15 protein-coding genes, 1 tRNA gene and 2 pseudogenes are annotated in these 14260 nt (G+C 44.4%); 7 read left to right on the forward strand and 11 right to left on the reverse strand.

Going from position 1 to position 14260, the window contains the following annotated elements:
* Positions 1-140: 140 nt before the first annotated feature.
* Positions 141-999 (reverse strand): annotated as a pseudogene (locus tag F6K53_RS10070) (DUF4351 domain-containing protein).
* On the opposite strand from F6K53_RS10070, the gene F6K53_RS10075 reads away from it, so the two are divergent.
* Positions 931-1155, forward strand: a complete 225-nt coding sequence (locus tag F6K53_RS10075) for a hypothetical protein (protein ID WP_293080639.1) — start codon at positions 931-933, stop codon at positions 1153-1155. The pseudogene F6K53_RS10070 and the gene F6K53_RS10075 sit on opposite strands and share 69 nt — an antisense overlap.
* A gap of 44 nt (positions 1156-1199) precedes the next feature.
* Here the strand turns inward: F6K53_RS10075 and F6K53_RS10080 are convergent, their stop codons facing one another.
* Together F6K53_RS10080 and F6K53_RS10085 are read right to left on the reverse strand one after the other, a co-directional pair.
* Positions 1200-2057 (reverse strand): DUF4351 domain-containing protein, encoded by an 858-nt coding sequence (locus tag F6K53_RS10080; protein WP_293080513.1) that lies wholly within the window; start codon positions 2055-2057, stop codon positions 1200-1202.
* Between the two features lie 158 nt (positions 2058-2215).
* On the reverse strand, positions 2216-3658 hold the full coding sequence (locus F6K53_RS10085) for an NAD(P)/FAD-dependent oxidoreductase (protein WP_293080515.1): 1443 nt from the start codon (positions 3656-3658) through the stop codon (positions 2216-2218).
* 158 nt (positions 3659-3816) lie between these two features.
* Here F6K53_RS10085 and F6K53_RS10090 point away from each other — a divergent pair, with 158 nt between their 5' ends.
* Both F6K53_RS10090 and F6K53_RS10095 read left to right on the forward strand, forming a co-directional pair.
* The gene (locus F6K53_RS10090; RefSeq protein ID WP_293080518.1) at positions 3817-4797 is read left to right on the forward strand and encodes an SDR family NAD(P)-dependent oxidoreductase; all 981 of its coding nucleotides are present in this window, start codon (positions 3817-3819) and stop codon (positions 4795-4797) included.
* Between the two features lie 27 nt (positions 4798-4824).
* On the forward strand, positions 4825-5643 hold the full coding sequence (locus F6K53_RS10095; protein ID WP_293080520.1) for an SDR family NAD(P)-dependent oxidoreductase: 819 nt from the start codon (positions 4825-4827) through the stop codon (positions 5641-5643).
* A 202-nt stretch (positions 5644-5845) separates the two neighbouring features.
* Here the strand turns inward: F6K53_RS10095 and F6K53_RS10100 are convergent, their stop codons facing one another.
* A complete protein-coding gene (locus F6K53_RS10100; RefSeq protein ID WP_293080523.1) occupies positions 5846-6727 on the reverse strand; it encodes a DUF4351 domain-containing protein in 882 nt (293 codons plus the stop codon).
* A 77-nt stretch (positions 6728-6804) separates the two neighbouring features.
* Positions 6805-7699 (reverse strand): annotated as a pseudogene (locus tag F6K53_RS10105) (DUF4351 domain-containing protein).
* On the opposite strand from F6K53_RS10105, the gene F6K53_RS10110 reads away from it, so the two are divergent.
* Entirely contained in the window at positions 7631-7831 is a 201-nt protein-coding gene (locus F6K53_RS10110) for a hypothetical protein (RefSeq protein ID WP_293080641.1), read from the forward strand. The pseudogene F6K53_RS10105 and the gene F6K53_RS10110 sit on opposite strands and share 69 nt — an antisense overlap.
* Positions 7832-7878: 47 nt before the next feature.
* Here the strand turns inward: F6K53_RS10110 and hisIE are convergent, their stop codons facing one another.
* Entirely contained in the window at positions 7879-8529 is a 651-nt protein-coding gene (gene hisIE / locus F6K53_RS10115; RefSeq protein WP_293019470.1) for a bifunctional phosphoribosyl-AMP cyclohydrolase/phosphoribosyl-ATP diphosphatase HisIE, read from the reverse strand.
* Positions 8530-8833: 304 nt separating this feature from the next.
* Here hisIE and hemL point away from each other — a divergent pair, with 304 nt between their 5' ends.
* Positions 8834-10141 (forward strand): glutamate-1-semialdehyde 2,1-aminomutase, encoded by a 1308-nt coding sequence (gene hemL / locus F6K53_RS10120; protein WP_293080526.1) that lies wholly within the window; start codon positions 8834-8836, stop codon positions 10139-10141.
* 314 nt (positions 10142-10455) lie between these two features.
* Here the strand turns inward: hemL and F6K53_RS10125 are convergent, their stop codons facing one another.
* The 4 genes from F6K53_RS10125 to F6K53_RS10140 form a co-directional block, all read right to left on the reverse strand.
* On the reverse strand, positions 10456-10947 hold the full coding sequence (locus F6K53_RS10125; RefSeq protein WP_293019468.1) for a YajQ family cyclic di-GMP-binding protein: 492 nt from the start codon (positions 10945-10947) through the stop codon (positions 10456-10458).
* A gap of 385 nt (positions 10948-11332) precedes the next feature.
* Positions 11333-11752 carry an MAPEG family protein gene (locus F6K53_RS10130; RefSeq protein ID WP_293019467.1) on the reverse strand — a complete coding sequence of 140 codons (420 nt, stop codon included), beginning with the start codon at positions 11750-11752 and terminating at the stop codon, positions 11333-11335.
* 43 nt (positions 11753-11795) lie between these two features.
* The gene (locus F6K53_RS10135; protein WP_293019466.1) at positions 11796-12299 is read right to left on the reverse strand and encodes a DNA recombination-mediator protein A; all 504 of its coding nucleotides are present in this window, start codon (positions 12297-12299) and stop codon (positions 11796-11798) included.
* A 48-nt stretch (positions 12300-12347) separates the two neighbouring features.
* The gene (locus F6K53_RS10140; protein WP_293066982.1) at positions 12348-12533 is read right to left on the reverse strand and encodes a hypothetical protein; all 186 of its coding nucleotides are present in this window, start codon (positions 12531-12533) and stop codon (positions 12348-12350) included.
* A gap of 3 nt (positions 12534-12536) precedes the next feature.
* Here F6K53_RS10140 and F6K53_RS10145 point away from each other — a divergent pair, with 3 nt between their 5' ends.
* Both F6K53_RS10145 and F6K53_RS10150 read left to right on the forward strand, forming a co-directional pair.
* The gene (locus F6K53_RS10145; RefSeq protein WP_293066985.1) at positions 12537-12698 is read left to right on the forward strand and encodes a hypothetical protein; all 162 of its coding nucleotides are present in this window, start codon (positions 12537-12539) and stop codon (positions 12696-12698) included.
* A 49-nt stretch (positions 12699-12747) separates the two neighbouring features.
* Positions 12748-12821, forward strand: a tRNA-Val gene (locus F6K53_RS10150).
* Positions 12822-12917: 96 nt separating this feature from the next.
* On the opposite strand, the gene F6K53_RS10155 is transcribed toward F6K53_RS10150, so the two are convergent.
* Entirely contained in the window at positions 12918-14258 is a 1341-nt protein-coding gene (locus F6K53_RS10155) for an FAD-binding oxidoreductase (protein WP_293080528.1), read from the reverse strand.
* Positions 14259-14260 lie beyond the last annotated feature (2 nt).

Consider the following 14260-nt stretch of genomic DNA (forward strand, 5'->3'; position numbering starts at 1 on the left):
CTTAATTCCCAATTCCCAATTCCCAATTCTTAATTCCCAATTCCCAATTCTTAATTCTCAATTCTCAATTCTTAATTCTTAATTCTCAATTCTTAATTCCCAATTCTTAATTCTTAATTCTTAATTTCCACGCATCCTGTTTATTGCTGATGGGATGCCAACCAGACTGTCAAATCTGTGACTGTCTCAAAATCCAACAGCGCCTCGCTCAACTCCTCCAATTGAGCCACAGAAAGCTTTTGGATCCCCTCAAGTAGCTGGTTTTCAACACTCCCAAACCGACGGGTGATCAGACGTCTAACGATTGAGTACCCTTCCTCTTGCCTTCCTTCAAGTTTTCCTTCAAGTAAACCAAGTTTATGTCCTTTTTGAATGATCTTCTGATAAATTACAGACTCTTGCATCACTTCCTCCGGAAATAATTCTGTGATCAACCTTTGGTCAAACCGCAAACCAGCTAGTAACTGGGTACAAGCGGATATGTTAGTAAAAGCTAGTGGTTCTTCAATCCTATCTACTGCTGCTGCCACTTGCTCTAATAATCTGGTTGGAGACTCACGCTTATGCCAGAGTCGCAAAGGGCAATAAGGCGGGATTGGTCAAAAATAGCTCAGGGTCTTGCTCCCACATCCTGATTACTCGATAGCAATGACTGGTGTTAGTATCGACCAACTGATTAGTATAAGCTTTTTCTGAGTTAGTGGATTTCAGAAATATCACCACCTGCTCTATGGGACAGTTATACTTTTCTTTGAGTCTGACCCAATACTTTAGCATCCGCAATGGTAGGGATGGCTTGGAAACCGGTAGGGTTTGAAATTCCCACTGCAGGATTTGGTTAGGGGTTTGCAGCAGGGTCAAGGAATCGGCGTGAATCGGTTCGGTATTTAACTCAGTTTTCAGGACTGATATTTCAGTAACTTCAATATCATGAAGCCACCTGATCAAATCAGCTGGGTAGTTTTCGGCGAGATATTTACAGATATTATCGTAAGCCAAGGTAGTTATCTATGGTTAACAGTACCTGGGCCAGTTTACCGGATTTGGTCAAAAAAAGCGATCGCTTTTAGCGGAAGCGAAGCTTCATCGCGTAGCGTGACCATTCGCGTAGCGTGGCCTTTTGGCCAAGGTCAATCGCTTTTAGCCTGGCCATAGGCCAATCGCTTTCGCGTAGGGGCTCTTTGAGAGCATCGCTTTTTTTATTGCTGATGGGATGCCAACCACACAGCTATATCTGTCACTGTCTCAAAATCCAACAGCGCCTCGCTCAACTCCTCCAATTGAGCAACAGAAAGCTTTTGGATCCCCTCAAGTAGCTGGTCTGAAACACTACCAAACCGACGGGTGATCAGGCGTCTAACGATTGAGTACCCTTCCTCTTGCCTTCCTTCAAGTTTTCCTTCGAGTAAACCAAGTTTATGTCCTTTTTGAATGATCTTCTGATAAATTACAGACTCTTGCATCACTTCCTCCGGAAATAATTCTGTGATCAACCTTTGGTGGAACCGCAAACCCGCTAGTAACTGGGTACAAGCGGAGATGTTAGTAAAAGCTAGTGGTTCTTCAATCCTATCTACTGCTGCCGCCACTTGCTCTAATAATCTTGTCGGGGACTCACTGAATGCCAGAGTTGCAAAGGGCAATAAGGCGGGATTGGCCAAAAATTGCTCAGGGTCTTGCTCCCACAGTCTGATTACTCGATAGCGATGACTGGTGTTAGTATCGACCAACTGGTTAGTATAAACTTTTTCTGAGCGAGTGGATTTCAGAAATATAACCACCTGCTCAATCGGACAATCATACTTTTCTTTGAGTCTGACCCAATACTTGAGCATGCGCAATGGTAGGGATGGCTTGGAAGCCGGTAGGGTTTGAAATTCCCACTGCAAGATTTGATTAGGGGTTTGCAGCAGGGTCAAGGAATCGGCGTGAATCGGTTCGGTATTTAACTCAGTTTTCAGGACTGATATTTCAGTAACTTCAATATCATGAAGCCACCTGATCAAATCAGCTGGGTACTTTTCGGCGAGATATTTACAAATGTTATCGTAACCCAAAGTAGTTATCTGTGGTTAAGACTACCTGGCCAAGTTTACAGGATTTGGTCAAAAAAAGCGATCGCGTAGCGATGCTCTCAAAGAGCCGCTACGCGATGAAGCGTTCGCAAAGCGTGGCCTACGGCCTCAGCTTCCGCGCTTGTGCGATCGCAACTAGGCTAGGTAGAAATATAGTCATCGAAAATTGGTTTTCTTGTAGCCCACCAATATTGGATAGTATTACCAGGCCACAAAGCGAATACTCTCCCATCTTTATTTTGATACCAACTCATACAGTTTTCTTTTGTCCACACCCTCTTTTCCATAGTTTTCCATAAATCCTGATAATAACGTCTCATGGCTTCCTCCTTCACTTCCAGAGATTTCCAGTCTTCTCTGAGCATTTTATTCAAGCAGCCGATAATATAATTAACTTGGCACTCTACCATTAAGATGACCGAGCTATGACCCAAACCAGTATTCGGTCCTAAAAGACTAAAAAAGTTAGGGAAATGGGGAACAGAAATACCAAGATACGCTTCTGGTTCGTTGCCCCATATCTCCGCTAGACTCTCTCCGTTGCTACCACGTATATCGATTTTTTGATAGGACAAAGAGTTAAATCCTGTAGCATAGATAATAGCATCAACTTTATAGTCTTTTCCTTGTTCGGTTACCAGACTATCAGTAGTTATGCTTTCTATCTTATCTGTAATCAATTCTACATTATTTCGGTTCAGGGTTTGATAAAAGTCGTTATTAATTAAAATTCGTTTACAACCGGGTTGATAGCTGGGCATCACCGCATCCCGTACTCGGGAGTCATCAATTTCCTGGTGTATGCGTTTTTCCAATTGTTTTCGCAGGTACTTACCGATAAAACTTCCAGTAGTGAATAGAGAAAAATTGATTAAGTCATTACGCAAGTATAGTAATCCACGGTGCAGTTGCATCAGAATAGGGAAATTCTTAAAATACCATTGCATCTGGGCTGAATAAGTCCCATCGTCTCGGTTAGTAATCCAGTTAGGAGTTCTTTGAAAAATGAATAGTTTTTTTACTTTTTTGGCAACTTCTGGTAGAAATTGAACTGCACTCGCTGCAGTTCCTACAACTGCCACAGTTTTATCAGTTAAATCAAAGGTGTGATTCCATCTAGCTGAGTGAAACGAGACTCCTTTGAAGGTTTCCAAGCTATTTAAATTCGGTAATTTGGGTAAATTTAAACCTCCCCAGGCACTGATCAGTATGTTAGCTGTTATCGTTTCATTCTCAGCTGTGTTAACATACCAGAGGCAATTTTGGGCATTGAAATGGGCACTAATAACCTCTTGATTAAAACGGATATGGGGATAAATATTGTATTTACGTGTGCATTGTTCTAAGTATTTCAATATCTCTGCCTGAGAGGGATAAACTTGACCCCAATCATGTTTCATTTCAAAAGAGTAGCAATATAAATGAGCGGGAATGTCACAGGCACATCCTGGGTATTTATTATCCCGCCAAGTCCCTCCAAGTCGAGATGATTTTTCTAAAATAATGAAAGGTATTTTTGCTTTTTTAAGTTTAATACCCATGCAGATACCAGACATTCCTGCACCAATAATAACTACTTGCATTTTGATTATTTTTATGGTATAATTGTAGGGGATTATTCGTTTTATTGTTTAGTTCGAGAGTTACGTTTACCGATCATCGACGTTTAGATAAAAATCTCAACCATAAAATGTCAAAAAAATGTTAACATGAATTAATATCAATATCAAAAAAAGCAATTATGGAAAGCCTTAAAGGCAAAGTCACCTTGGTCACGGGTGCCAGCCGTGGTATTGGTAAAGGAATTGCGATTGGCCTTGGCGAGGCAGGTGCTACGGTATATATTACTGGTCGTAGTCTCGACAGTTCCAATGTCACAGAGGGAGTTTCCGGTAGTCTTAGGGAAACCCAATTAGCTGTGCAAGATGCTGGTGGGATTTGTATTCCGGTAATGGTAGATCATAGCGACGACCAACAAGTGCGCTTACTTTTTGAACGGATTCAAGACGAGCAGAAGGGACAACTGGATCTGCTGGTCAATAATGCGTTTTCAGGAGTGCAGGCATTGAAGGATGGATACGAAAAACCATTTTGGGAATGCCCTGAGAATCTTTGGGATGCTGTCAATCATGTCGGTCTCCGCAGCCATTATATTGCCAGTGTTTTTGCAGCTCGACTGATGATTCAGCGTCAGCAGGGGTTGATTTGCACCATCTCATCTTGGGGCGGCATGTCTTACATCTTTGGTGCCGCCTATGGAGCGGGTAAAGCCGCTTGCGATCGACTGGCTGCAGATATGGCTGTTGAACTCAAGCAATATAATGTGGCATCCCTTTCGATTTGGCCAGGCATAGTTGGTACCGAGCATATGTCCAGTTTGGCTTTGCAAATGGCAGAAGATAAACCAGGTAATCAGCAAAGCCGAGTGATCTCTCAAGGCTTTAATTGGGAAACTCCTTTACTAACAGGGCGCGTTATTGCTGCCCTTGCTGCAGACCCAACTGTAATGCACTTTACAGGCCGCGTTCGAGTTGTTGCAGAACTGGCTGATCACTATGGAATTATCGATAAAGACGGGTTACGTCCGGTATCACTACGCTCTCTACGTTTTATAGCTCCAATGTTTTGGCCACCATTAATAAAATATGCGTCGCTGATACCTAACATTAATTTACCCTGGTTTTTATTACTATGGGGAATACTCCAATCTCCTAAAATTTAACCCAGAGCAAAAATTGAGAACAATTAGATGAGCAATCTCCATGGAGCTGTTGTACTGATAACCGGTGCTGCCGGTGGATTCGGTCAGGAATTGACTCGACAATTATTAGAATCTGGTAGCCGTTTGATCCTCACAGATCTTGATGAAACTCTTCTTAAAGAGCGTGCCGAAGCTATTCAACGGGAGGTTAAAACTGGGGATATACTTGCTCTTTTGGAAATTAATATTTCTGAACGTGACGGATGCGAAACCCTTTATCAGCAGGTTAAAAACCTGGGAATAGAAATCGATATTTTGATCAACAATGCTGGAATTGGGCTTTTTGGTCGCATGGACGAAGTGCCTGCGGAAAAATGGGAAAGGCTGATGCAGGTAAATCTGCTCGCACCAATGCGATTAAGTTCTTTATTTGCCGCTGATATGATTAAACGTCGCCAAGGTCACATCGTTAACATTTCCTCTGCTGCTGGCTGGATTGCACCCGCTGGCATCGCTCATTATGCTGCTAGTAAATTCGGGTTGCGAGGATTCAGCGAAGGGCTTTTAAATGAAGTTAAAATTTATAACGTCAAGGTTACAGCTGTTTATCCCTTTTACAGCCGTACTCCCATTCTCCAGTCGGAACAGTATGGAACCCTTGCCAAAGAAAATCAGGGGTTGCCGGAATTTTTAGTAACTGATCCGGCTAAGGTCATGGGCGAAACGATTCAAGGAATCATTGATAATAAACCTCAGGTTTTTCCTGATGGAATGGCAAAAATTATCTCAGTTATTAAACGTTTTTTTCCCCAATTATTAAACTGGATTTTTAATGGGTTCAATCGGAATTCAAAAGCCGATTTATAGGATTGATATAGCAAAGGGAACAGGGCACAGCTGATCAAGAAACAGGGAGTAGGGAATAGGGACAAGCAAGGGCTGGTTTTGGCGAGAAGCCCACACTTACAAGAGGTGCGACCCGTGGCGAATTTAATTCTTAATGGTAAGAGCGCACCTAGGTAGGAAGTGTGGGAGCATGCCAGTGAGCTTGGATGTGTAGGCATCCGATTTATTGCTGATGGGATGCCAACCATACCGTCAAATCTGTGACTGTCTCAAAATCCAACAGCGCCTCGCTCAACTCCTCCAATTGAGCAACAGAAAGCTTTTGAATCCCCTGTTGTAGCTGGTCGTCAACACTCCCAAACCGACGGGTCAGTTGACGTATAACGATTGAGTATCCTTCCTCTTGTTTTCCTTCACGTTTTCCTTCGAGTAAACCTTCACGTTTTCCTTCGAGTAAACCCAGTTGATGTCCTTTTTGAATTATCTTCTGATAAATTACAGACTCTTGCATCACTTCCTCCGGAAATAATTCTGTGATCAACCGTTGGTCAAACCGCAAACCAGCTAGTAACTGGGTACAAGCGGATATGTTACTAAAAGCTAGTGGTTCTTCAATCCTATCTACTGCTGCCGCCACTTGCTCTAATAATCGTTTAGGAGACTCACTGAATGCTAAAGTGGCAAAAGGCAATAAGGCGGGATTGGCCAAAAATTGCTCAGGGTCTTGCTCCCACATCCTGATTACTCGATAGCCATGGCTGGTGTTACCCTCCAGCAACTGATTAGTATAAGCTTTGTTTGAGGTGGTGAACTTGAGAAATATCACGACCTGTTCAACGGGACAGTTATACTTTTCTTTGAGTCTGACCCAATACTTGAGCATCCGCAATGGTAGGGATGGTTTGGAAGCCGGTAGGGTTTGAAATTCCCACTGTAGGATTTGATTAGGGGTTTGCAGCAGCGTCAAGGAATCGGCGTGAATCGGTTCGGTATTTAACTCAGTTTTGAGCACCGAGATTTCAGTAACTTCAATACCATGAAGCCACCTAACCAAATCAGCTGGGTAGTTTTCTGCGAGATATTTACAGATATTATCGTAAGCCAAGGTAGTTATTTGTTATCTATGGTTAACAGTACCTGGGCCAGTTTACAGGATTTGGTTAAAAAAAGCGTAGGCATTTTTTATTGCTGATGGGATGCCAACCATACCGTCAAATCTGTGACGGTCTCAAAATCCAACAGCGCCTCGCTCAACTCCTCCAATTGAGCCACAGAAAGCTTTTGAATCCCCTGTTGTAGCTGGTCGTCAACACTCCCAAACCGACGGGTCAGTTGACGTATAACGATTGAGTATCCTTCCTCTTGTTTTCCTTCGAGTAAACCTTCCCGTTTTCCTTCGAGTAAACCTTCCCGTTTTCCTTCGAGTAAACCCAGTTGATGTCCTTTTTGAATTATCTTCTGATAAATTACAGACTCTTGCATCACTTCCTCCGGAAATAATTCTGTGATCAACCGTTGGTCAAACCGCAAACCAGCTAGTAACTGGGTACAAGCGGATATGTTAGTAAAAGCTAGTGGTTCTTCAATCCTATCTACTGCTGCCGCCACTTGCTCTAATAATCTTGTAGGAGACTCACGCTTATGCCAGAGGAGCAAAGGGCAATAAGGCAGGATTGGCCAAAAATAGCTCAGGGTCTTGCTCCCACATCCTAATTACTCGATAGCGATGGCTAGTGTTACTCTCCAGCAACTGGTTAGTATAAACTTTAGATGAGGTGGTGAACTTCAGAAATATCACGACCTGTTCAACAGGACAGTTATACTTTTCTCTGAGTCTGACCCAATACTTGAGCATCCGCAATGGTAGGGATGGCTTGGAAGCTGGTAGGGTTTGAAATTCCCATTGCAAGATTTGGTTAGCCGTTTGCAACAGTGTCAAGGAATCGGCGTGAATCGGTTCGGTATTTAACTCAGTTTTGAGCACCGAGATTTCAGTAACTTCAATACCATGAAGCCACCTAACCAAATCAGCTGGGTAGTTTTCTGCGAGATATTTACAGATATTATCGTAAGCCAAGGTAGTGATCTATGGTTAACAGTACCTGGGCCAGTTTACCGGATTTGGTTAAAAAAAGCGATGCTCTCTAACAGACGCGATCGCGAACGCGATCGCATCCATGGTGATTGGCCTTTTGGCTTCTTTCTATGATCAAAATCTGCTCCAATTACCAATCACCTTTTTCACCATCACCAACACTATCGACGGCGCTGTTGCAATTTGCGATAAACATCCTGTACATCAACCTGATGGTAAGCCATAGCAACTAGGCTGTGGTAGAGCAAGTCCGCTACTTCAGATGCGATCGCATCCGGGTCATCATCCTTACAAGCCATTACCACTTCTGCCGCTTCTTCCCCAATTTTTTTAAGAATCTTATTATCCCCACCCTTAAACAACTTACAGGTATAGGACCCTTCTACGGGATGGTCACGGCGATCGCAAATTATCTCAAACAACTGAGACAAGGTATCTGCTGGAGGGTCTACTTTCTTAGCCCCCACTCGATGGAAACAGCTACGCTCACCGGTATGGCAGGCAATATCACCAATTTGTTCCGCCGTCACCAGTAAAGCATCACTGTCACAGTCGTAGCGGATAGATTTTATCTTTTGTAAATGCCCAGATGTAGCACCCTTGTGCCACAATTCCTGACGAGAGCGACTCCAAAACCAGGTTTCTCCTGTATCGAGGGTTTTTTGCAATGACTCCCGATTCATCCAAGCCATCATTAGTACCGTACCATCTAGGTAATCTTGGACAATGGCTGGCACTAGTCCTTGATCGTTGTAGCGAATTTGGTCAACTGGTATAGCTTGGCTAATGGAAGTCGGTTCAGATGCTGACATAGTTTTAGGGCAACAGATTGAAACACCCAGCCGGTCAAACAGCTTTAATGAGATACACCCTACAAGATACCACACCTGACATCCAATTGATCACTAAATATTGATCAGTAAATCTGGATTCTTTCTTTACAAATTCAAAACGGATCAGCCTCCATAGGATAATAGTCTCTTGTCCAGTATTGCCCCTAAGCCGAAGTTACCTGATCCGAAGTTCCCTGTTGTCCTGTTTAAGGGGGGTAATGGGGTGATCGCCTTTTCCCTTATTTTCAACTCACTCGTACACTATTAATATTAGGAGACTATTTTGGTTAGCACTACGTCGTTTAAAACCACTAAATCACAAGAAATTTTCAGCGCCGCCAAGAACCTAATGCCAGGAGGGGTAAGCTCCCCAGTCAGAGCCTTTAAATCAGTAGGGGGAGAACCGATTGTATTTGACCGAGTTGAAGGAGCATACATCTGGGATGTAGATGGCAACCAGTACATTGACTATGTAGGTACCTGGGGACCAGCCATTTGCGGTCATGCTCATCCGGACGTTATTGGGGCATTGCACCAGGCTCTAGACAAGGGTACCAGTTTTGGCGCTCCCTCTGCCCTAGAGAACGTGCTAGCAGAAATGGTGATTGAGGCCGTTCCTAGTATTAAAATGGTGCGGTTTGTTAATTCTGGGACCGAAGCCTGTATGGCAGTTCTGCGCCTGATGCGTGCCTTCACAGGACGGGACAAAATTATCAAATTTTCTGGCTGCTACCATGGTCACGCTGATATGCTGCTGGTACAAGCTGGTTCTGGAGTGGCTACTCTAGGTTTACCGGATTCCCCTGGTGTTCCTAAGTCGGCCACTGCTAATACGTTAACCGCTACCTATAATGACCTGGACGCCGTTAAAGCTTTATTTGAGCAATATCCCAATGATATTGCTGGGGTCATCCTAGAACCGGTGGTGGGGAATTCTGGTTTCATCACTCCTGTGCCTGGTTTTCTTGAAGGCTTGCGGGAACTGACTCAAAACCATGGCGCTCTACTGGTGTTTGATGAAGTGATGACTGGCTTCCGGATTGCCTACGGTGGTGCTCAGGAGAAATTTGGCATCACTCCTGACTTGACTACCCTAGGTAAAATTATCGGTGGTGGTTTGCCCGTGGGAGCCTATGGCGGACGAAAGGATATCATGTCGATGGTGGCACCAGCAGGGCCAATGTATCAAGCCGGAACCCTTTCTGGGAATCCTCTAGCCATGACAGCAGGCATTAAAACCCTGGAGTTACTCAAGAAACCGGGTACCTATGAACAGCTAGATAGTATTACTAAAAAGCTCTCCGAGGGATTACTGCAAATTGCTAAAGATGCTGGTCATGCCACTACTGGTGGTTACATCAGCGCTATGTTTGGTATGTTCTTTACTGGTGTTCCTGTTCACAACTTCGATGATGCCAAAACCTCTGATTTAGCCAAATTCACTCCTTTCCATCGGGGCATGTTAGAGCGTGGGATCTACCTAGCCCCTTCACAATTTGAAGCAGGATTTACCTCCCTAGCTCACACCGAGGACGATATTGACCGCACATTAGCAGCAGCTAAGGAAGTCATCTCTGGGATCAAGCCATAGTAGTCTAGAGTGTAAGCATTTAGCTATCAGCTATCAGTTATCAGCTATCAGTTATCAGCTATCAGCTATCAGCTATCAGCTATCAGCTATCAGCTATCAGCTATCAGCTATCAGCTATCAGCTATCAGCTATCAGCTATCAGCTATCAGCTATCAGCTATCAGCTATCAGCTTATGGGTCACAGGCTAGAAGCCTGTGCCACCTTGATGTGCTTTTGAATAAAATAAGCTGACGGCACCTCAAGTAGCGTGAGCTTTTAGCTCACGGCTGACGGCTGACGACTGACGGCTGATAGCTGAAGGCTGAATGCTTACTTAGCGATAGTTAGTAAATTGCAAAGCAATCGGCAAATCTTCTTGCTTCAACCGCTGGATGATATCTTGTAAGTCATCCTTAGATTTGCTAGATACTCTAACTGAATCACCTTGAATCGAGGCTTGTACTTTTTTAAATTCATCTCGAATCAATTTGGTGATTTTTTTACTATATTCTTGGCTGATGCCTTTTTTTAGCGTGATTTCTTGGCGGACACGATTACCACTAGCTGATTCTACTTTACCATAGTCGAAGATTTTTTGCGAAAGTTCCCGTTTCGCGGCTTTGGTACGAATAACAGTATGCACAGCATCTAGGGTGAATTCACTATCAGTATTGATGGTGATAGATTCTTCTCCTAATTCGACAGTGGTTTTAGTATCTTTGAGGTCGTAACGACTTTTGATTTCACGAATAGTTTGATCCACAGCATTGACCAACTCTTGTCGATCAAAGTCACTAACAATATCAAAAGAATAGGTACTAGCCATAATTAATAACGGTCAGCGGTAGGCCGTGAGCAATAGTGACTCACTATCTAACAGCTTAAAACCAAAATGGAAATTTGTTGCACCCTATACAAAATTTTTAAACCTATTGATATCAAGCCCGGTAGCATCAGTCTTGAATAAGCCCATAAGTCTTGGGGAGGTGGCTCAACCTGGTGGCTCTCAAGACAAATGACCAACAACCAAAACTATCAAGGCCCGAAGCAAGTGGACTTGATCTGGTCTAGCCACTGACGCTGCTTATATCAAGTCAGGTTGAATACCCATAATTAGAGGGAGGGTGGGGAGATGGGGAGATGGGGAGATGGGGAGATGGGGAGATGGGGAGATGGGGAGATGGGGAGATGGGGAGATGGGGAGATTTTTATTAAGGGTAATTATCCCGACATGATATTAGACTCAGAACAAACAGAGTACCAGTGGAAAGAGAGCCGATGCCAAACATCAGCGATCGCCCCAAGGGAATATCGAGAATGTAAAACACCGAGTAGAAGACTCGGGCAATTACAAATGCGATCGCACACCCGATGGCGAGGGTTGAATTCTGACCCGTTATATAGGCCATCAACGCTGCTGCGCTAAATACAATAAACGTTTCAAAGGAGTTCTGATGTGCCCAAGTCGCTCGTTGGGCATAGGGCGGTAGCTGATCAAACATGGCGCGAGGGGCACTTTGGTCATAGCCTAGTTTGAAACGGCTGTAGGCAACTACCAGATACGGTAGATATATTAAAACCGTTGCCCCCACAATACAGTAAAGTAAAATTCCCGAACCGGATAGATGCATAGTCTAGCTCACACTAATCAAAATTAATTACAATTAATCACAACTAATCAAAATAGAACAGAGTAACAACCTTACTTTGCTGTTCTGCCTCCTTACAGGTGTTCAGGAGGGTACGGCTATCATGGAATGCGAAACAAATTAACTGCTGACACCGGGCAATAATTTCGGCATTACACAAGGCACTAGCTTCAGCGAGAGACAAGGTATCATTTTGGGGGTTTTCCACCAAATGCATTACCTTCTCCAAGTAATTTCGGGATTCCAGTGGCTGTCGCTGAAGACTTTGGGGCAAAATTACCGTTAGCAAGGACGGATCGGCTCGCATAGCACCTCGAATGGCAGCTAAGTTGGTTCCAGTGGCACCAGAGGTAATCAGACGATTACCGGCTTGCACTAAGGCATAGCTCATCATCTCAATTAGATTCTGATGGGTGATAGGAACGTGACGTGACCCCAACAAGGCAATTCGCTTAGAACCAGTTTGCTGTATGGCTGCGAGTTCCTGGGCTAATGTATCGATACTGGCGGTCTCTATTGGTTGACTCAAAGATAAAGATGCTGGTAAAGGCTGAACGACCAGGATATTTTAGCAGAACTAATCTGTCATGTCCTCCTTCAAAAGAATTTGAAGGAAAGGGAATAGGGAATAGGGAATAGGGAATAGGCATGCTAGCAAGAGGCAAGAGGCAATAGGCATGCTAGCAATAGGCATGCTAGCAATAGGCATGCTAGCAATAGGCATGCTAGCAATAGGCATGCTAGCAATAGCAATTTCCCTCAAAGGTTGCTGAGAATTGCTATAGCAGTCGAAGCAAAGCTTAGGAAATCTTTTGCTCCCTGCTCCCTGCTCCCTGCTCCCTGCTCCCTGCTCCCTGCTCCCTGCTCCCTGCTCCCTGCTCCCTGCTCCCTGCTCCCTGCTCCCTGCTCCCTGCTCCCTTTGCTATAGGGTTTAAAATTGCTATATTCTAAATATGTGCTATCATAATGAATGGTTTGGACGCATAGCTCAGTTGGTTAGAGCACCACGTTGACATCGTGGGGGTCACTGGTTCGAGTCCAGTTGTGTCCATATTTCTTTAACTCCCCACACTTCCCTATCTTTGCCTACTCCCTATCTCCCCATCTCCCCATCTCCCTATCTCCCCATCTCCCCACACTCCTTACTCTACCGATGCTCCCAGGCTCGCATTTTACCAGGATTCATCAATCCATAGGGATCAACAATTTCCTTAAACCGCAACTGTTCCATATCAACGGTTTTCATACCCCCATCTTCCAAGATGTAGGTGTGGGGATTAGCAATCATAGCGCCATACTCTTCGTGATAGCGAATAATCTCATTTAAACGCTCCTCAGAACTATACCGAACGATTTGTAGTCCCACTGGTATGAGTTGTCCTGCTACTCGCATGAATTCTAAATGCATGATCACTTCATCCCCAAAGTGCTGATAAAAATGCTCCACCTGTTCCAGATTCACAAATGAGGTTTGTAAATAGGTGAGGCTGGGATCAACACTACGGGCGTGTAAGGTGGTATGATTCCAGGTGAACTCTGCTAGGCTGACTCCCTTACTCGCTTCTAGGGCAGTCTTCTGGTAAGTGACCTCTCCACCATACTCCCGAACTAAATCCTGGAATGGCTCTAGGGAAGATTCCGCTATCATCAGCAAGGCACAGTGCTTAGCTTCCGGAAGGTAGTTGCTGAGAGCGGCAAAGTAGGATGGAATTGGCCAAGCGTGAATGCTAATCAGTTTCTTAATCAAGCCATCCGCATCACCTAAGGCTTGACCAAATCTAGCAGCAGTCATAAAGTCATCAAAGACTACTATCACTTCAGCCCAAGGATAGACTGGTCCTAAGGGTATTTCTAATTCGGTGATAATGCCATTGGTCCCATAGGCGTGATTCACCTTCTGCAACTGATCTGACCGTAATTCGATCACACGGGGCTGGTCTTCGAGGGTGACGACTTGGAGAGCATGAATATTTCCGCGATCGCGTAATACTCCATAAGTAATGGAACCAATGCCGCCACTCCCGCCACCAATAAACCCACCAATAGTAGCGGTGCGATAGGTAGAGGGAGCCATGCGCAATTCCCAGCCAATTTTATGAGCTTCTTTGTCAAAGGCGGCTAGCTTGACCCCAGGCTGAACAGAGGCTAAACCCGGTTTTATCCAGTTAATCTGATTGAGGCGAGTAGTATCGAGAATCAGACCACCGTTGAGGGGGATACACTGACCATAATTACCAGTGCCTGAGCCTCTTACGGTTAGGGGAGCTTTGTACTTAACGCAAACCCTAGCTATTTCCAGGACTTCCGCCACCGTAGTGGGACGAACTACGATGTTCCCCCGTTTATCTTTAAGCTGGGATTCCAGTACCGGACTGAAGTGGTAGTAGTCTAGGGATAATTTAGCGACTTGGGTTGGGTCATCAATAATTTCTATTCCGGTAAGTTCCGAGGCTAGGGAATTCCAGTCAATAGCTTGGGGGGTTGTCATCT

Origin of the sequence: Moorena sp. SIO4A1 (genome assembly GCF_010672065.1) — a bacterium.
Lineage (GTDB): Bacteria > Cyanobacteriota > Cyanobacteriia > Cyanobacteriales > Coleofasciculaceae > Moorena.

Coding starts and splice junctions, on each gene's coding strand:
- F6K53_RS10125 (WP_293019468.1), bottom strand. CDS start 10,947: ATGGCTAGTACCTATTCTTTTGATATTGTTAGTGACTTTGATCGACAA.
- F6K53_RS10075 (WP_293080639.1), top strand. CDS start 931: ATGAAGCCACCTGATCAAATCAGCTGGGTAGTTTTCGGCGAGATATTT.
- F6K53_RS10130 (WP_293019467.1), bottom strand. CDS start 11,752: ATGCATCTATCCGGTTCGGGAATTTTACTTTACTGTATTGTGGGGGCA.
- F6K53_RS10095 (WP_293080520.1), top strand. CDS start 4,825: ATGAGCAATCTCCATGGAGCTGTTGTACTGATAACCGGTGCTGCCGGT.
- F6K53_RS10155 (WP_293080528.1), bottom strand. CDS start 14,258: ATGACAACCCCCCAAGCTATTGACTGGAATTCCCTAGCCTCGGAACTT.
- hisIE (WP_293019470.1), bottom strand. CDS start 8,529: ATGTCAGCATCTGAACCGACTTCCATTAGCCAAGCTATACCAGTTGAC.
- F6K53_RS10110 (WP_293080641.1), top strand. CDS start 7,631: ATGAAGCCACCTAACCAAATCAGCTGGGTAGTTTTCTGCGAGATATTT.
- F6K53_RS10085 (WP_293080515.1), bottom strand. CDS start 3,658: ATGCAAGTAGTTATTATTGGTGCAGGAATGTCTGGTATCTGCATGGGT.
- F6K53_RS10090 (WP_293080518.1), top strand. CDS start 3,817: ATGGAAAGCCTTAAAGGCAAAGTCACCTTGGTCACGGGTGCCAGCCGT.